At 72.1% G+C, this 18,213-nt stretch carries 12 protein-coding genes; 1 reads left to right on the forward strand and 11 read right to left on the reverse strand.

The window, feature by feature from the left end:
• Positions 1–5 precede the first annotated feature (5 nt).
• Entirely contained in the window at positions 6–4,529 is a 4,524-nt protein-coding gene (locus tag WME95_RS16270; RefSeq protein WP_437909261.1) for a sigma 54-interacting transcriptional regulator, read from the reverse strand.
• 41 nt (positions 4,530–4,570) lie between these two features.
• Positions 4,571–5,335 (reverse strand): DUF3105 domain-containing protein, encoded by a 765-nt coding sequence (locus tag WME95_RS16275; protein WP_437909263.1) that lies wholly within the window; start codon positions 5,333–5,335, stop codon positions 4,571–4,573.
• A 77-nt stretch (positions 5,336–5,412) separates the two neighbouring features.
• Here WME95_RS16275 and WME95_RS16280 point away from each other — a divergent pair, with 77 nt between their 5' ends.
• The gene (locus WME95_RS16280) at positions 5,413–6,309 is read left to right on the forward strand and encodes a diguanylate cyclase (RefSeq protein WP_437909264.1); all 897 of its coding nucleotides are present in this window, start codon (positions 5,413–5,415) and stop codon (positions 6,307–6,309) included.
• A 16-nt stretch (positions 6,310–6,325) separates the two neighbouring features.
• Here WME95_RS16280 and WME95_RS16285 read toward each other — a convergent pair whose 3' ends face one another.
• The 9 genes from WME95_RS16285 to WME95_RS16325 all read right to left on the reverse strand — a co-directional run bounded on the left by WME95_RS16285 (position 6,326) and on the right by WME95_RS16325 (position 17,877).
• Complete coding sequence (locus WME95_RS16285; protein WP_437909265.1) at positions 6,326–7,456, reverse strand: hypothetical protein; 1,131 nt, start codon at positions 7,454–7,456, stop codon at positions 6,326–6,328.
• Positions 7,457–7,533: 77 nt separating this feature from the next.
• A complete protein-coding gene (locus WME95_RS16290) occupies positions 7,534–7,788 on the reverse strand; it encodes a hypothetical protein (protein WP_044964942.1) in 255 nt (84 codons plus the stop codon).
• Between the two features lie 108 nt (positions 7,789–7,896).
• A complete protein-coding gene (locus tag WME95_RS16295; protein WP_437909267.1) occupies positions 7,897–9,345 on the reverse strand; it encodes a cytochrome c3 family protein in 1,449 nt (482 codons plus the stop codon).
• Positions 9,346–9,356: 11 nt separating this feature from the next.
• Positions 9,357–11,018 carry a hypothetical protein gene (locus tag WME95_RS16300; protein ID WP_437909269.1) on the reverse strand — a complete coding sequence of 554 codons (1,662 nt, stop codon included), beginning with the start codon at positions 11,016–11,018 and terminating at the stop codon, positions 9,357–9,359.
• Between the two features lie 242 nt (positions 11,019–11,260).
• Complete coding sequence (locus tag WME95_RS16305) at positions 11,261–11,956, reverse strand: HEAT repeat domain-containing protein (RefSeq protein ID WP_437909270.1); 696 nt, start codon at positions 11,954–11,956, stop codon at positions 11,261–11,263.
• 337 nt (positions 11,957–12,293) lie between these two features.
• Positions 12,294–13,172 carry a hypothetical protein gene (locus WME95_RS16310; RefSeq protein WP_437552766.1) on the reverse strand — a complete coding sequence of 293 codons (879 nt, stop codon included), beginning with the start codon at positions 13,170–13,172 and terminating at the stop codon, positions 12,294–12,296.
• 73 nt (positions 13,173–13,245) lie between these two features.
• Positions 13,246–14,034, reverse strand: a complete 789-nt coding sequence (locus WME95_RS16315) for an outer membrane beta-barrel domain-containing protein (RefSeq protein ID WP_437552767.1) — start codon at positions 14,032–14,034, stop codon at positions 13,246–13,248.
• Between the two features lie 560 nt (positions 14,035–14,594).
• A complete protein-coding gene (gene ftsY / locus WME95_RS16320) occupies positions 14,595–15,953 on the reverse strand; it encodes a signal recognition particle-docking protein FtsY (protein WP_437552768.1) in 1,359 nt (452 codons plus the stop codon).
• A gap of 145 nt (positions 15,954–16,098) precedes the next feature.
• Entirely contained in the window at positions 16,099–17,877 is a 1,779-nt protein-coding gene (locus tag WME95_RS16325) for a carboxypeptidase regulatory-like domain-containing protein (protein ID WP_437909272.1), read from the reverse strand.
• Between the last annotated feature and the right edge of the window lie 336 nt (positions 17,878–18,213).

Raw genomic sequence — 18,213 nt, forward strand, 5'->3', positions numbered from 1 at the left:
CCTCCTCACGCCTCGATGGCGAGCCGCTTGATCATCTTCTGAAGGCCGAACCTGGACAGGCCCAGCAGCTTGGCGGCCTGCGTCTGGTTCCCGCGCGTGCGCTCGAGCGCGTCGCGCACGAGCTCCGTCTCCAGCGCGTCGATCCTCGCTCGGACGTTGAGGCCGAGCTCGCGGGGCGTCGCGTTGCCGCCGTGCGCGATCTCCGGTGAGAGATGCTCCCGATCGATGGTCCCGTCGCAGAGCACGATCGCCCGCCGGATCTCGTTCTCCAGCTGGCGCACGTTGCCCGGCCACGCGGAGGCCGAGAGGCGATCCATCGCCCCGCGCGTGACCCGGACCGAGCCGCGGCTGTGCTTCTCGACGAGGTGCTGGACGATGAGCGGCACGTCCGTCGCGCGCTCGCGCAGCGGCGGAACCCGGATCGTGATGATGTTCAGCCTGTAGAGCAGATCCTCCCGGAATGCGCGGGCCCGGACGAGCGCCTCCAGATCCCGGTGGGTCGCGGCGATGACGCGCACGTCGACCTTGCGCGCCCGCTCGGAGCCGATCGGCCTCACGAGGCCGTCCTCGATGACCCGCAGCAGCTTCGTCTGCATCGCGAGGCTCATCTCGCCGATCTCGTCGAGGAACAGCGTGCCCCGATCGGCCACCTCGAAGAGCCCGGCGCGCGGGCGATCCGCGCCCGTGAACGCGCCGCGCACGTGCCCGAAGAGCGCCGACTCGAGGAGCCCTTCGGGGATCGCGCCGCAGTTCTCGCTCACGAACGCGTGCGCGGCGCGCGGGCCGTTGTGGTGGATGGCCCGCGCCACGAGCTCCTTGCCGCTGCCGGACTCGCCGCACACGAGCACCGGCACCTCGGAGGCGGTCACCCGATCGACGAGGCGCAGCATCGCGCGCAGCGGCTCGCTCTCGCCGATGATGGCGTCGTACCGGTAGCGCGTGTCGCGGCCGCCGCGCGCCCTGGCGAGCTCGAGCGCCGCGGCGTCGAGCTCCGCCTCGCGCCGCGCGAGCTCCTCGGCGAGGCGCGACGAGGCGCGCTCCGCGCGGCGCGCCGCCCGGCGCAGCTCGACCTGCGCGCGCGCGTCGGAGATCGCCAGCGCCGCGACCGACGCGATGGCGCGCGCCCACCGCAGCTCCTGCGCGCCGAACGCGCCGCGGCGCACGCGGTCGTCGAGGTAGACGACGCCGAGCGCCTCGCCGCGCGCCACGAGCGGGACGGCCAGCACGCTCCGCAGCTTCAGCGCGTGCACGCTGTGGTGCACGCTCGGCAGCTCCCCCGCCGCGTCGACCGCGACCACCGGCTCGCGCGCCTCCAGGGCGCGGCGCGCGAGCGTCTCCGACAGCGCGAGCTGCTCCGCGCCGAGGCTCGAGCGCGCCAGGTTGCGCGCGGCCCGCGGGACGAGGCGCCCGTTCGGGGCGCGCAGGAGCAGGAGCCCCCGCTCGACCCCCGTCCAGAGCACGAGCGCGTCGACGACCCGGTCGAGCAGCGGCGCGAGCCGCTCGCGCTCGCCGAGCGCGCCGACGAGGGCCTCCAGATCGCGCGCCTGCTCGGGCCGAAGCCCGCTCTCCTGCAGCGCCCGCGCGCGGACGACCCACGGGAGCGACCGGACCGCGCCGGAGAGCGCCGACGCCCCTGGCGACGCAGCGGAGGCGCCCGCCGAGCCTGCGCCGGCGGTGCGCCCGCAGAGCTCGCGCGCGGCGTCGGCGAGCGCCGCGAGCACCCGGTGCGCGACGTCCGTCTGCCCGGCCCTGACGGCCAGCGCGTGCGCCGCGGCCAGCGCCGGGCCGCGCGCCGCGATCGAGGCGCGGGCGCCCGCGATCGCGGCGATCGCGGCGAGGATGCGGTCGCTGCGGCCGCGCCACGCCGACGCGCCCGCCGGGCCGCGCGGCGCGTCGTCCGCGGCGGTCGCGGCGCCGACGTCGTCCGCGGCGCCGACGTCGTCCGCGGCGCCGACGTCGTCCGCGGCGAGCGCGATCGCGGCGCGCGCTCCCCACCAGTCGAGCCGCGAGGCCGCCGCGGGCTCCGGGCCGTTCGCGAGCTCGTCGAGCTCCTCGACGCGTGCTCCATCGAGCTCGCCCGCGCCGTGGCGGAGGAGCCGCGCGGCCGCCCGGAGCGTGTCGTCCGCGGAGCCTCCGGCGAGGAGCGCCGCCGCGCGCGCCGCCGCCGCGCGCGGGTCGACGTGCGATCCGGCGTCCGCGCTCACGACGCCGTCGCCCCGCGCGGCGACCACGTCGGCGATGGCCCAGAGCGCGTAGGCCTCCGCCTTCGCGTCGCCCGCGTCGCGGGCCCGCGCGATGGCGTCCTCGGCGGTCCGGCAGGTCTCGTGCACCAGGCCCGCGGTGGCGTAGGCGGCGGCGCAGGCGAGCAGCGCCCGGGCGCCCTGCGCCGGCCGGCCTAGGTGCTCCCAGAGCAGCGCTGCGCGGGTCGAGGTCGCGATCGCGCCGTCGAGATCGCCGAGATCCACCGCCGCCGCCGCCTCGCCGGTCCGGTAGGTCGCCTCCTCGACCACCGCGCCGGCGCGGACGGCGTAGTCGACCGCGGCGCTGAACGACGCGTGCGCTCGCTCCGGATCGCTCGCGTGCGACGCGTAGCCGCGCACGGCGGCCATCCGCGCCAGCTCCTCGACGGAGCTCGCGAGCGCCTCGCCGCGCGCCACCTCCGAGAGCGCCCGCGCGGTGTCGCCGCGCAGCACGGCGAGCAGCGCGCGCACCTCGCAGAGCGGCGCCGTGACCGCGTCCCCGGCGAGCGCGTCGGCCGCCTCCAGCGCCCCCGCGTCGATCGCGACGCGCGCGAGCACCGCGCGCGCGCGCCCCTCCGGGTCCGCGCCGGCGTCGATCGCGGCGCGCGCGCGCTCCTCCGCGAGGGCGCGATCGCCGGCGCGCCGCAGCACCTCCGCCGCGAGCGCCGCGGCCTCCGTCGCGCCGCGAACGCACGAGCGCAGCATCAGGCTCCGCGCGCGCCCGGCGTCGCCGTGCAGCCGGAGCGCGTTGGCCGCCGCGACGACCAGGCTGGCCGGCGCGTCGTCGCGCTGCTCGATCGCCTCGAGCGCGAGTGGATCCGGCGGCACCCGCGCGATCGCGAGCGCCAGCGCCGCCGCCTCCGCCGCGCCGAGGGCGCGCGCTTCGGCGGCGCCCTCGGCCGCTCCGCGGTCCTTCGGCGCCGCGCTCGCCCGCCGCCGCGCGCTGCTCCCCGGGGTTCCCAGCACGGCCGCCTCGATGTCCGCGAACGTCCAGGCGCGCGGCGGGACCTGCCGCGCGAGCGCGACGAGCGCGTCCGCGAGCGCCCTCTCCGGCGCAGACGCGAGCGGCCCCATCGGCCACGCCGCCGCGCTCGTCCCCGCGAGCGCGGTGAGCCACCGCGCGACGCGGTCCGGCCCGAGCCGCCCCAGCCACGCCGCGTCGCTCTGCGGCGGGCCCACGCGCGCCGCGCCGTCGCTCGCGCGGAGCGACGCGCCGGAGAGCGCGCGCACCCGCTCGACCACCGCGAACGCGTCCACGAGCCAGGGGGCGACATCGTCGCGCACCCCGAGCGCCGCCTCGAGCTCGTGTCGCCGCAGGCGCAGGTAGGCGGCGCGCACGCGGCGCGCGTCGCGGTCCTGTCGATCGCGCTCTGCGCCGGGCGCCCCCGCGTCGCGGCCGGCGCGCCCCGCGGCGGGCGCGGCGAACGGGGGCCGCCCCCGCTGCGCGCCGGCGATCGCGGCGCGGGCCGACTCGGTGACCCACGCGGACGACGGGCGCGCCGCGGGGGAGGGCGAGAGGAGCGCCCGGCAGATCGCGTCGAGCGGCGGCCCGGCCGCGCTCTCCGCGGCCGACGCGGCCCGCGCCGCTCCGATCGGATCGTCCGCGTCCGCCACGCCGGGGAAGGCGATCTCGGCGAGCAGCGTCCCCAGCGCGAGCAGGTCCCTCGCCCGCGCGTCTCCGAGCTCCGCGTCCCCGCGCGCGATGTACCGCAGCGTCGCCCCGTCCACGGACGTCTCGTGGATCGAGCAGGCGAGCCCCAGGTCGATCACCGCGATCCGCCCCTCCGGCGTCAGGATCAGGTTCTCCGGCTTGAGGTCTCCGTGCGCCAGGCCGATGCCGTGCAGGTCGGCGAGCGCCTCGCCCGCGTCGCGCGCGGCGGCGAGCGCGAGCGCCGCGCGCTCGCCAGGGGGCAGCCCGCGCAGGGCGTCGGCGACGGCTCGCCCTTCGATCCAGCGCATCGCGACGAACGCGCGCCCCTCCTCGCCGGCGGCGCCCTCGACGCGCGCGACGCCTGGTGGCGCCGCGAGCCACCCGACGTCGACGAGCTCTGGCAGCCGCGGCGAGAGCGCCAGCGCCGCGTGCAGCGCCTCGCGGCCGAGCACCCGCCGCACGGAGGCGCGCTGCGCCGCGGACGCTCCGCGCCCGCGCGCCTCGATCTTGAGCGCCACCAAGCCGCCGCGCTCCTGATCGACGGCCCTCCAGACCTCGGCCGACCCGCCGGACCCCGCGGCGTCCAGCAGCCGGAAGCGCTCTGCCAACCGAGGTGTCACGGTCGACGGCTCGCTCATCCCCGGAATGCTCCCGGGCAAGGAGCCACCTGTCAACCCGGTTACGGATCCGGCGCAGCGCCCCCCGCCGCGCCTGCCCCGCCTGCCCCGCTTCCGCCCGATCCGTCACCGCAGCTCGGCGCGCCGCCGTCTGGCAGATCGATATCGACGGCCCCCGCGTCGCTGCAGGTGTCTTCCGGGCCCTTGCCGTAGTGGTCCGCCACGAAGCGCGCGAGCGACGCTTTGTCGAGGCACGTCGCGGTGTACGTCGCGCCCCAGGCCGCGGCCGCGACCGGTGTGTCCAGCGCGCTGTCGGGCGTCATCACGAGGCGCGCCTCCGGCCCTCCCGGCACCATGAGGCACTTCGGATCGGAGGCGGCCTCGGCCCGCACCTCGTCGAGCACCGCCTTCACCTCTGCGCAGCCGGACGAGGCGCACCGGTACGCGAGGACGATCGCGCCGTGCTCGAGGTTGTGGACGTACACCTCGCGCGGGACCTCGGACTCGAAGCGCTTGTACTCGGCCCACAGGCCCCAGTGATCTCCGCCGCTCGGCGGGTTGGTCGCGTACTGGACAGGCGCGCACGTGGCCACGTGTTGCGCCGACGTGACGGGGATCCCCGTCGTGACGACGACCTTGCACTCGGTCTCGCCCGGGAGCGGCGGGGCCTCCGGAAAGCTCGTGACGGTCTCGGGTTGTTGCGGCGCGGGCGCGGCGTCGCCCTCGTCGATCGGGGGCGAGCTCGTGCCACACCCGCTCAGAGGAACGGCGAGCCCGGCGACCATCGTGGCAGCGACACACATCTGCGCGAAACCGCAGTGTTTCATGGCCGAAGCCTACCATGTCCGACGCGCGACGCGCGTTGCCCTGGCACGTCGGCTCTGGTGTACTTGGGTCCCCTAGCGTGGCGAAGCAAGAGAACGATCATCGGCAGACGCTCGTCACCTGCACCGCGATCGCCCCGCCGGTGCTGCCGGCGGCGCCGGGCACCGCGTGCCTGGTGGTGATCTACGGCACCGAGCTCGGGCGCCGCATCGCGCTAGGGACCGGGGCGATCGAGTGTGGGCGCGCGATACAGACCGATATCCCGCTCGACGACGACGCGGTGAGCCGGCGCCATGCGCGCATCTCCTGGACGGGGATGAGCTACGTTGTCCGCGATCTCGGCTCGACGAATGGCACCTACGTGAACGACGTCTCCGTCGATGAGCGCGCCCTCAAAGACGGTGACCAGGTGAAGATCGGCCGGACGATCTTCAAGTTCATCCAGGGTGGGAACGTCGAGCTCTCGTATCACGAGGAGATCTACCGGCTGATGACCTTCGACGGTCTGACGCAGGTCCACAACAAGCGCTCCTTCGAGGTCGCGCTGGAGCGCGAGGTGTCGCGGGCTTGTCGCTACCATCGCCACCTCGCGCTCATCATGTTCGACATCGATCACTTCAAGAACATCAACGACACCCGCGGGCACCTCACGGGCGACGCCGTGCTCCGCCAGATGGCCGCGCTCGCCGCGGCGAACGTCCGCCGCGACGACATCCTCGCGCGCGTCGGCGGGGAGGAGTTCGCCCTGCTCGTGCCGGAGATCGCCGTCGACAGCGCCCGCCTGGTGGCCGAGAAGCTGCGCGCGCTCGTGGAGCGCACGCCGTTCCGCTTCGAGGAGGGCGAGGTCGCCGTCACCGCGAGCTTCGGGGTCGCCGGCGTCACGCCGGACGCGCCGGTCTCGCCGATGGAGCTCTACCGCCGCGCCGACGAGCGGCTCTATCATGCGAAGAAGGCCGGGCGGAATCGCGTGATGTGACGTTCCGCGAGCGCCGTCAGGGCGAGGCAGCCGGGGCGGAGCAGTCTCGCGGCGCGGCGCCGTTGAGGATCCACGCGGACAGGATGTCCATGCCGTCCACGTAGGGCGTTGTGTTCTGATCGTCCGGCCCCTGGGGGTGGAACCAGAAGATCGGGTTTGCAGGCGGGGGCGGCATCGGCATCCCCACCACGAACGCCGCCTGAAGCCGCTCGTTCTCCTGGCGGAGCTTCTCCGCCGCATCGGCGGGCAAGGAGGGGTCGACCGCGCTCGGCCCGATGAGGATCTTGTAGAGCAGGTAGCTGTTCCCCGGGTTTCCAGGGTCGATGAGCGGCATGGCCCTGCCGAAGCGCTCCGGGGATGCCTCCCCCACGTGCGCCTTCTCGCCCATCTGGGTCTGGTGCGCGGTGCGCCCGATCGCGGTCTCGAACAGCGGATCGAGCTGGTTGAACGCCGTGCCCAGGTTCAGGTCCAGCCCTGCGGCGGCGCTCGCGCCGTTGTGACACCCGAAGCAGCCGTAGAAGAGGTAGTACGCGGCGCCCCTCACGCAGGCGACGCACGTCGGATCCATGGGAGCGTCGCCCTGGCAAGCTTCCGTGCGCGTGACGCACTCGAGGTCTCGCTGGCAGAAGAAGTCGCCGCTCGGCGGGCGCTCCGGCATCGCCTGAGGCGGGTTCGTCGCCGCGACGGAGAACTCGATGCGCGTGTTGCCGCCGAGGGGCGCGCCGTCGAACGCGCGGATGCCGGACGGCGCAGCCTCGTCCGCCGGCTTGAAGACCGTCAGCGCATACCGGGTCCCGGGAACCAGGCCCGGCATGCCTTCGATCTGGCGGAAGATGACCTCCCGCTGGACAGGGTTGTACGTGGGCGCCAGGGCGATCGGATTGACGCAGTCCGCGTAGGTCTGGACCGTCGCCAGATCGCCCGAGACGCACACGGATTCGGCGCCGACCGTGGCGCTCACCGAGCTCGGCAGCAGGTAACGATCGAACTTCAGCACGAAGCTAGCGGTCGACAGGACCTCGGTCGTGCCGGCGGGATCGAGCGCGGTTCGGACGGGCTGGTAGTTCTGGTCGAGGCTGGTCGTGGCGCGCGCCTCGATCAGCTGGACAGGAGGGGCGTCGATCGGCTGGAGCGTGGCCTCCCCCACGTCGCAGCCGGCCGTCGCGAGGGCCGCCTGCAGGCAGAGGGGGAGGGGGGTGAGGCGTGTGGCGCGAGCCAGCGTGCTCAGCTCTCGGAGTAGAGCGAGAGCTGCTCGCGGACGACCTTCTCGTTTACCCCGGACTGAATGTGCTCCTTGAGACAGTCGGCCAGCGTGATCAGCATGTCGTCTACCCCTTTCTCCTCGATGAGCTTCGACAAAAGTTGGCGTGCCTCCCGTCCGTCGTCCTCGCGGAGGAAGCCCCGCACTGTCTCCAGCGTGATTTCCCCTTGGAAATCGAGATAGAGGTTGTCGATCAGGTACTTGATCAGCTCCTTCACGCCCGTTCTCCTTGGCGTTCGCGGCGATCGTTAGGGAAGCCGCGCGCACTTCGCTATACCCGTCGCTGGAAGGCCAGGGCAAGGAATATACTGACGGATTTTGACTTTTCATTGGCACCGCTGCACGAACCTGTCGCTCGACTGATGGCACACCAGGCACGGACGCGGGTTCCGGGAGAACGCCGTCTTGCACTTGCTCTCGAACCCGAGCGGGTGCGGGTTCAGCCCTTGCCCGCCTGACGCCCCGCGCGTCGCGTGGCAGGTCGCGCAGTCCCGCTCGGTGTGGCAGGAAACGCACGCATTCAGGTTTCGCTCTGCTTCCCAGGCGTGGTGCTTCGCGCTCCGCGGCGCCGTGGTCCACTCCGCCGGCGGGGGATGGAAGCGGCGCCCCGCGGGCCGCGCTGCGCTCGGCGCGTCGCGCGCCACGCCCGTCCGCCGGTGACAGTCCGCACAGAACGTCTGCTCCTGATGGCAACTCACGCAGCGAGGATTGTCCTGCCGGGCCGCTTGCGGGTGCATCGAGAGGAAGTCGTTCGGGTGGACGTTGCGCGGACGGATCTTCCCGTCGTGGCAGTCGGTGCAGTAGTTCGCGCTGTGGCATGACCCGCAGAAGGCGCTGTCGTTGGCGGCGATCTGCTTGTGCCGCTCGAGCCAGTCGGGCGTGTGCCCCGCGCTGTGCAGCCACGCGGGCGGCAGCAGATCGCCCGTGGCGAACGCCGTCACGAGCCGCCCGTCAGGGCGGGTCAGGTGGCAGACGTCGCAGTCGCTCTTCGCCTCACCCTGGGCCGCGCCGCTCATGTTGTGGCACGTGAAGCAGCCGGCCATGCGCGGCAGCTGATCACGGGTAGCGAGCTCGATCCGGTCGACGCGGCCGTGGCACTGGCTGCACTTGATGTTCCGGCTCACGTGCTTCGCGTGAGGGAAGCGGAGGTTCGCGTGCGGCAGCACGAGCGGCGCCACCTTTCCGTCGCTGCCAGCGTTCTCCCCGATATGGCAGTACACACACTGTCCGTTCTCGTTCGTCCCCGCCTTCACCTGGGTGAGGTCGGAGTGATCGACATCATGACAGTTGTCGCACGTCTCGCTCGGCTTCGGCAGCAGCCGGTCCGTCACCGCGCCGCTCGTGTAGGCCGCGCCGTGGCACGATTTGCACGTCTGCTTGAGCCCCTTGACGTGCTTCTTGTGGTTGAACCGGATCGTTAGCGTCTGCGGGGGGTAGATCTCGTCGCTCGGGACCGGGGTCGCGCTCGTCCCAGGCGGCATCCACGCCAGCGGCACCTCCGCGTCGTCGGGCATCGGGTGGAGGCCCGACGTGTACCCGCCGCGCGGCGCCTTGGCGGGCGCCTCTCCCTCGGCGTCGCCTTCCTCCGCGTCATCCTCTGCCGCCTCGGCGCTGTCGTCGTCTGCTGCCGCCGGCGGCTTCGGCTGGGCAGCCGCCTCGGGGCCCACGATCGCGAGCGCCAGCGCGCCAAGGCACGCGACGATCGCGACCCACCCAGGGACGAACCTCGCCTCGTCTCGCCGAGCGCGGCGGCGTGCGTCCTGTCTTGCGTCCATGCGATCCTCGCTCACGGCGCCACCCGCAGGTTCACGAGGCCGACGACCCGGAAGCGCTGGCCCACCAGCCGATTCATGTCGTGCTCCCACTCGAGCTTGAAATCCGCAGCCTCGCCCGGCCGATACCCGGCCCCGAGGACATATCCGAACGACGTAGCGCCCCGGTCCGGCCTGAGCGGATCCTCCCAGTTGTACAGCGACATCCGCGCTCCGAGCGCGTAGCGCTGCCCGCTCAGCCGCTTCTCTCCCGAGAGATCGGCCCCCGTCCGCCGCCCGCGCTCCCCCGTCTGCAGCATCCCGCGGAGCTCGACCGACGTCGTGCGCGTGCGGTAGCGGCCCGCGAGGTTCGCGAGCACATCGGTCGAGATCGTCGCGGCGCGGTTCTCCTCGTCGCGCGCGTAGTCGCGGAGAGCACCGTCGTTCGGATCGAGCGACGTCGCGCCGACGCAGCCCGGTCGCTCCACCGCCTCGCACTGGCCAGCGCCGAACTCCTCCGGGTTGCCTTCGGCGATCCACATCCGCGTGCCGCCCCAGGCCGCGACATCGATCTCGCGGGTGATGTCCACCGCCGCCCGTCCGGTGATCGTGGTGATGGGATCGTGGGTGAACCAGTTCCAGATCGAGTCAGCGTCGAACGTCGGAACGAAGTAGTCGACGTCCGCCCCCAGCGTGACCCGGCTCCCGGCGTACACCTCCAGGCCGCCGTAGAACGAGCCGACGAGCTGGTTGTAGAAGTCGTAGGTCACTCCGCCCTTGATGCCGCCGAGATCGGGCTTGTTGAGGTTGGCGGCGTACCCGAGCCGATCCTGCGAGATGCGCGACGCATCGGACGTCCGGACGCCTCCGTCCGGATCCGGGAACTGCTGGGTGACAGAGGTTCCCAGGTTGTAAACGCGGCGGTAGGTCAGGCGACCGTGGATGTAGTTCGGACCGGCGCTCTCGAGCGCGACGCCGAACGCCGGCGCCAGATCGGCCTCCTGGTACGACGGGAAATCGGCTGCGCTCCCGGGCTGCGTCCGGTCGTCACCGAATCCCCGGTGGCTGCCGCGCCAGATCCCCTGCCGCTCGAAGCGCGATGTCGAGAGCGGGAGGCCGCCGCGCTGCTCGAGCCCGCCGTACGCCTCGAGTTGAACGTAGTAGGGCGTCGTCACCCGGACGAGCGCGCCGTCGAACGACCACCACCCGAGCACGTCGCTCACGTACTGGCGGCCGACCCGGAAGCCGAGCCACCCGCTGGCGACGTTCCGCCCTTCGACGTACGCGTACATCAGATCGAGGGGCGCCTCGCGCAGCCCAGGGATGTAGCGCGAGCCGCCATCGATGCTGTAGTCGGTCTCGCCGCCCCGCTGCGCGCCGTCGAGGTGGCCATTCATCCCGAAGTCCGCGTCGAGCCGGAGCCGCACGGTCGCCGAGTAGTCGGCCTCGCCTGGGGCGGAGTCGCCCTGGAGGTTGTAGACGGCGAGCCCCAGCGTCTGAAGGAGCCGCCGCCGCTCGATGTTCGTGTCGCCCCAGGGGCCCGCGACCTCGTAGGCCTGGACGCCGGTCGTCGACTCGACCTCGAAGTCGGCTGCGGCCGCGCTGCGCGCGGCGAGCGCGCAAGGCAGCAGGCACGCCGCGGCGAGCGCGCGTGACAGGGGGAGGCGACAGAGGAGGACGCGACGGGCGCTCCCCACGAGCGTGCCTGGGCGCGCGTCGCTGGAGCGCCGGGGACGAGGTCGTGACGGAAGCTCCGCCATCCATGAGCGGTGCTCAATCACGGACTGCGCTCGCTTTCGTCTTGTGCGGGCCGGTCTGCGCGGCTTCGCTCTCAGCTACCGCCGAGGGCTGAACAAGCATGGCGTGGAGTTTCGTCCACGTGCGGTGATGCTGTCAACCCGATCGCAGGACGAACGGACTTGTCACGACGCGCGCCGGGTCAGCTGTATCCAGCGCCCTTCCGGAGCTTGCCGTCCGAGCCCACGCTGAAGCCGTTCGAGTCCTGGAGCGCCTGGCTCGCGCTGCTCCGCAGCTCGGCCGGCACCGTCCAGCCCCGGGTCATCAGCCCCTCGGCGACCTTGTTCTTCACCCGGACCGACTCCTCGGTCGCGAGCATCTTCACCAGCGCTGGCACGCTCGCCTCATCGCCCTGGGAAAAGATGGTCTGCACGGCGTGGAAACGGACCGTCTCGTTGACGTCGTCGAGGAACCGCTCGACCGCCACCCGCACGTCGTCGCCCTTGATGTCGCCCAGCGCCATGATGAGCTGCTGCTTCGGCTCGACGTTGCGCGCATACTCCGTGTCGAAGCGGTCGAGCAGCTGGACGAGCTCGGTCCGGTACCCGGTGTCGTCGAGCAGCGCCCGCAGGATCTTGAGCGGCCAGGTGAGCGCCTCGGCCTTGATGCAGAACTCGACCACGGCGGGCACCGCGTCCTTGCCCGCATCGACGATCCCCCGGAAGGCCAGATCCTTCTCCTCTTGATCCGTGATGGAGGGGTCGATCGAGAACGTGAAGCGCCTGAGGAGCGCCGCCGCCGCATCCGCGCTCTTCATCGCGGCGAGCGACTGGATGGCGTCAAGGCGGTCGTACGTCTGAGCGCGCTTGTCCGCGACGACCTTCGCAGGCCCGGCCACCTTCTTGTCGGAGGGGGCGCCCCCGGCAGGGGGATTGCTTTTGCGGAGAAAATCGAAAATACCCAACGCTGACCTCTGGTGGCTGTCCCCGCCGCCCGGTCCGAGCTACCCGGCGATCGTGGCCCGATCTATAGCGGGGCGCATCTTCGTGCGCTACGGGCTCATCCGCGTAATTCGGCTCGCTGCGGCGCACTTTCGTACGCCCACGCGCTTGCCTAGCGGCTGAGCCCGTATCACGCGAACCTGCACCCCGCCAGAGTGGCTCCCGGCAGAGGGGGCCTCCCGCCCGAGCTATCCCGGGCGGACCGGCTCGGTCACCGCGAGCCGGCGCAGCCGTCTACTCGGTCGTCTTGATGCCGGTGGGGAATTGAATACTCAGGCTCACGGTGACCATGCTCGTGAAGTGGAATTCGCGGTCCTTGTCGTCCACCTTGCGGTCAGGGAACGCCTCGTCGGTTCCGAGCCCGTGGTTGTCGAAGCCCGAAGTATTCCATGCGAACGGCAGGGCGCGCCACTCCGCGCCGAAGCCGATGAAGTCCGACGGGTAGAAGTTCCAGCCGAGGCCGAACGTCGGCGCGAAGGCCATGCGGCTCTCGAGCCCGAAGGTCTCCGCGCAGGCGTTCTGGTTGGTCGTGCCGCACTCCTTGCGCTCCTTCACGCCGATCGCCGCGGCTCCCGCGAAGAAGCTCACGTCGGTGTCAACGAAGAGCTCGGCGAACAGCGCGAGCTTTCCGCGGAAGGGAACGACCGTGACCTGTGGCGCTGCGACCCACTGGATCTGTCCGAGCTGATCCTTCGTCAGGTCGCCCTTGGTCAGGTTGACCCTGGTCAGCTGGCACGCCTTCGTGAACGGCTGGGTGTCGCAGTTACGCCCGTCGATCGCGACGCGCTGGAGCTCGTCCGTCAACCCGGTGTTGTACTGAAACCCGTACCCGCCCCAGGCGCCGAAGCCGAGCCAGTCCGTGAAGTGGTAGGTGAGCCGCAGGCCCGGCATGATCGTCCGCCGGTACTCGTCCAGCAGCGTGAACGATGCGCCTGGAGCCACCTCGAAGCGCCCGTCGCGGTGGAGCCGGAGCTTCCGCACGGCCGGCGCGCCGGCCAGAGGGCCCGTGAGCTGAATCTCCTGCGCCTCAGCGGGCGCAGCCGTCATCAGAAGTGCACAGCCGGTAAGCCCTGCCACCACGGTGCAGAGGCTCTGGACGAATCGACGCATCATGCCTGTCCCCGTCTTTGGCTGAATCATCCTATGTCTCGCGCTCGGCGTCTGCGCGTCCCCGCGTCCAAAGTCCTCACTTCGGCAGCCGGTATTCCCAGGAGAACGGCAGGAAGACCGACAGCCCGACCTGCGCCTGTACGTTGTTGGTGAAGCTCTTCCCCTCGGCGAGCCAGGTGCTCTTGTCCTGAGGGTTGTTCGTGTCGACGCTGGGGTTCTCGAGCTCGTCGAAGAAGATGTAGTCGCTGACCTCGAACATCGCCGCAAACCAGCGGTTGAAGAAGATGCGGAGGCCACCGCCGACGTGGAACGAGAGCTTCGGCTTCCAGTCGAAGGTGCGGTTGTCGGGATCGACGACGGCCATGGGCCTCGTCGAGATCGCGCCGACACCGCCCAGCACGAAGAAGTCGTAGTGGAAGATGAAGTCGCTGAACCCGGCGAACTTGCCGTACGCGGGGACGTACGTGAAGTTCGCATTCGCGTTCCACTGATACTCGGTGATCGGCTCGCCGATACGCGCCGCCCTGCTCGTCTGGAAGTTGAAGTCCGACGGCGTGTTGAGGGCACCGTACCAGTTGCCGTTGACCCCGATCGCGAGGACGTTGGTGAGGTACCAGTTGACCGCGAGCCCCGGCCCGTTGTGGCCGACGAACTGATCGTTCATCGTCAGCCCGAAGTACGGGTTCACCTCGAAGCGGTGGTAGCGCAGCGCGTAGATCTGCTGCACCGCGTAGGTCTCGTTCCTGAGATCCTTCGCCGCTTCCTTCTCCAAATTGATCGTGGGACACGCCGTCGGATCGATCGCACAGATGTCCCCAAGCCCCGTCGTCTCGCCGCCCTCGGCAGGGGCTGCGGGCGCCTCCACCGGCTCCGTGCCTTCGGCAGGAGTCTCTGGCTCGTCGAGGTTGATTTCCTTGGGTTGCCCTTTTGGCTGAGCTGATGCCGTAAGCGGCATCGCGACCAGCGCAGCCGCAACGAGAAGCCCCACGCGAGCCTGGTTCATCGCCATCCCTTCCGAAGTCCGTGCGATGCGAGCGATCGATCGCCCAGGTAGTACAGCTTCCTAACTACTCGAATTCATTAAATAATTCGGTCAACCGCCAAGCCCGACGGACTATATCACGTCGAAAATAAAAGGATCAACAACCAAATCCTTTTGCCACGGACGACCGGCGGCGTCGCAGAGGGGACCCGCCGGGTGGACACGCGGCGAGCGGCAGACTCGCTGCACAATCACCGCGGGCCCGGATCGCCGGTGTGCTTGCGCCGAGGGCGACGATGGTGGCGCCTGACGGGTTCAGCGGCAGAGGCGCGGCGTGCTGAGACATCGGAGCCATCGCCCGTTGGTTGGACCGGCGTCGAGCCGCGCGATTGGGTGGTGAGGAGAGATCGAGCGCCGCCGGCGCTCACGCCGCGGACCGCGCGTCAGGCGGCCGCGTCTTCGGAGCCGCTGGCGCGGCCGAGCATCGCCTCGACGAACTCGTCGGGCTCGAACTCGCGGAGGTCTTCCGCGCGCTCGCCGATGCCGACGTACCGGACGGGCAGCCCGTGCTCGGCGCAGATGCCGAGGATGACGCCGCCCTTGGCGGTGCCGTCGAGCTTCGTCAGCACGATGCCGGTGATGGGCAGCGCCTCCTTGAAGAGCGCGGCCTGCTGCATGGCGTTCTGGCCGTTCGTCGCGTCGAGCACGAGCAGCGTCTCGTGAGGCGCGCCCTCGAGCGCCTTGTTCATGGTGCGCGCGACCCGGGACAGCTCCTCCATGAGGTTCGTCTTCGTGTGCAGCCTGCCGGCGGTGTCGGCGAGCACCACGTCGGCGCCGGTGTCCTTGGCCTTCTGGATCGCGTCGAAGATCACCGCGCCGGGGTTCGCGCCGTCCTTGCCGCGCACGACCTCGCAGCCGACGCGCTTGCCCCAGACGTTCAGCTGCTGCACCGCCGCCGCCCGGAACGTGTCGCCCGCCGCGAGCACCACCGTCCGGCCCTCGGCCTTGAGCTGCGTCGCGAGCTTGCCGATCGTGGTCGTCTTTCCCACGCCGTTCACGCCGACCACCATCACCACGGTGGGCTGCGCCTTCAGCGGCAGCCCGCCGCCGGCGCCGACGCGCAGGATCCGCTTCGCGTGCTCGCGCAGCGCGTCCCAGACCTTGTCGGTGTCGGCGAGCTCGTTCCTGCTGAGCGCCGACCGGATCTCGTCGAGGAGGAGCTCTGTCGTCTTCACGCCGACGTCCGAGGTGAGCAGCACCTCTTCGATCTGCTCGACGACGTTGGGATCGATCTCCTTCTTGCCGGCGAACAGCGCCTTCAGCCGGCCGAAGAACCCCTCGCTCTCCCGCACCTTCGTGAGGCCTTTGCGGAGCCCCTCGATGTCTCGCTTGCGCGCGGCCGGAGGCGCGGTCTCCCGCGCTGGCCTGGCGGCCGGCTTGACGGCCGGCGCCTCGATCGCGGGCGCGATGGGCGCCTCCGCGGCCGCGGTCGCCGCCGGCTCGATGGCGGGCGGCGGCGCGACGGGCGCCTCGACAGGGGCGGGCGCCGCCGCGGGCGGCTCCTCCTGCGGCGCGGGCTCCTTCGCCTTCGCCGGAGGAGCTTCCTCCGCCGGAGGCTTCTTCGGGGCACGCGGCTTCTCGGTCGGCTTGTCCGCCGGCTTCTCGGAGGGCTGCTTCGCCTTCTCCTGGAGCTTCTTCGGTTCGGGGGGCGCTGCGATCTCCGGTGGCGGCGCCTTCTTCGTGACGAAGTAGACGATCGCCGCCACCACGACGAGGCCGACGATAATTAGGGCGATTTCCACGTTGGCGTTCTCCGGCGAGGGAGCCGACTATATGGGACGCACCCCATACGTCAACGTGCGGTCGCGCGGGGGCGCGATCCGACCAGCGAAACGGCAGATCGGCGCGGCGACGGGGCCGGCGCTCCGCGGGCCCCGTGCGCCTGGCTCACGGGGCCAGCGGCGCGGCGCCCGGCTTGGGCTCCGACGCCCCGAGGTCCTGCTCGATCCGCTCGTCCACGGGATCGGGACCGAAGGCGGCGTGCTCGATCCGGCTCGCCCAGAGCTCGACCTCGCGCTGCTGAACCCTGCTCGCCACCCGGCGCACGTGCCCGGGCGTCGGCTCCGGCGGCCCCTCGAAGGGCGCCCCCTGGCGCCGCGCCCAGCGCACGAGGCGCTCGAGGACGGCGCGGCGCCGCGTGACCAGCGCGATGCCCAGCTTGCTCGGCGACGGGAGCGCCTGCTCATGGCTGCTGTGCATCGGCGCGCGGACCACGAGCCTCGCGTCGCTCCGGTACGGCGCCTCGATCGAGAACTCGCCGACGTCGTCCGTCTGCGCGCGGGCGATGACGCCGCTGCCGTCGAAGGCGGGGACGACGATCACGAGCTCGGCGCGCGCGATGGGCGTTCCGTCATGCGCGTCGGCGACGGCGCCACGCCAGCCGGTCGCGCCCTCGAGCGGTCCCATGACGCGCACGCCGGCGCGGCCGGGCGGCGCGACGGGCCGCTCGTCGCCCGCGCGCGTCGTTGCGGTGCGCTTCGGCGCCCGCCGCCAGCCGCCGAGCACCCAGCCCGCGATGGCGAGGACGGCGGCGCCGAGCGCGATCTGCCGCCACGCCCCTGGGCCGGCGACGGGCACGTCGATCGCGAGCTCCGCGCCGGGGATCCACCAAGGCGAGGCGGGCACGTAGCGGAGCGAGATCGGGACCGTCCCCGCTCGCTCGGCGGTGAACGCGGCGATCACCCGCGCCTTGCCGCCCGTCACGGTGGCCGCCCCGACGGGCTCGCCCGCGCGCAGCGCCTCGACCACGCCGCCCTCGACCGGGCCGCGGGACGAGCGCACCTCGACGTCGATCGGCACGCCGTCCTCCGCGCGCGCCGGCTCGACAGGATGCGACAGATCGAGCGTGACCTGCGCGTACCGGACGACGCTCTGGCTGACGCTCGCCTTCGCCAGCGTGGCGGTGCCATCGAAGCGCGCGCGCAGCACGCCCTGGCCGGCGCCGTCGAGGCGCTCGGTCGGGAGCTCGAAGCGCGCGCGGCCGTCGCCGCCGGTCGGAGCCTCCGCGAGCCGCGCGCCGCGCTCGTCCTCGAGCACGACCGGGAGGCGCTCGCGCTCGAACGGCGCGCCGCTCCCGACGCCGCGCGCGCCGCTGCGATCGAGCCGGAGCGCCACGGTGACGTTCACCGTCGGGCGATCGAGATCGACCGCGTCGACCGGCGGATCGAACCGGAGGATCACCGGCGCGAGCGGGGCCGCGCGCGCCTCGAGCGGGATCTTCGCCTCGACCGCGTCGTAGAGCTTTCCCCCTGCGAACCGGATGCGCAGCGTCGCGTCCGCGAGCGGCGCGCGCCCGCGGAGGCAGAACCCGCCGCGCTCGTCTGTCGCGATCACGTAGCCGCCTTGCGAGGGGCGGGGCTCGCGTGCGCGCGCCGCGCCGTCGGCCGCGCACCCGAAGGCCGCCGGCAGGACCGCGGGGGCGCCGGCGCTCGTGAGGGCATCGAGGGAGAGCGGCGCCTCCGCGATCGCGCTCCGCGCGTCGTCGACCACGCTTCCGCGCACGACGAACCCGTCGGGCTCGGTCCATGCGACCGCCTCGATCTGCGCGCTTCCGCGCACATGGATGCGGAGCGGCGCACCTTGCGTCTGCGCGTGCGCCGCGGGCGCCGCCGCGAGCGCCGTGGCCGCGAGGAGCGCCCACGGCAGGCATCGTCTCAGTCCGCGCATCTCCCGAACGCCTCCGGCGAGCTCCTCGTCATGGTCACGCATTATCGGTCACGCCGGCGCGGCACGGGCAAGAGGAAGCCGATCCGAAGTCGTGCCGAGCTCGCGCTCGCCCGGCGGGCATCGTGTGCGTGTCGCGAGCGAGCGAGCAAGCGGCGAGTGCGGACGTAAGCGGACGTGAGCGGACGTGCACGCGAGCTCGCGGCAGCGCGTCGGGTCGATGACGGCAGCGGTGGGTAGATAAGCGGATGGTGAAGCCGTGTTCGCCGTGAGCCCAACATGGTTCACGGGTTGAAGCGCCGCGAGCAGGCCGCGTCAAACCGTCCAGTCTGGTCGCAG

The sequence above is a fragment of the Sorangium sp. So ce327 genome, from assembly GCF_051530205.1.
In the GTDB taxonomy this organism is placed as follows: Bacteria; Myxococcota_A; Polyangia; order Polyangiales; family Polyangiaceae; genus Sorangium; species Sorangium cellulosum_B.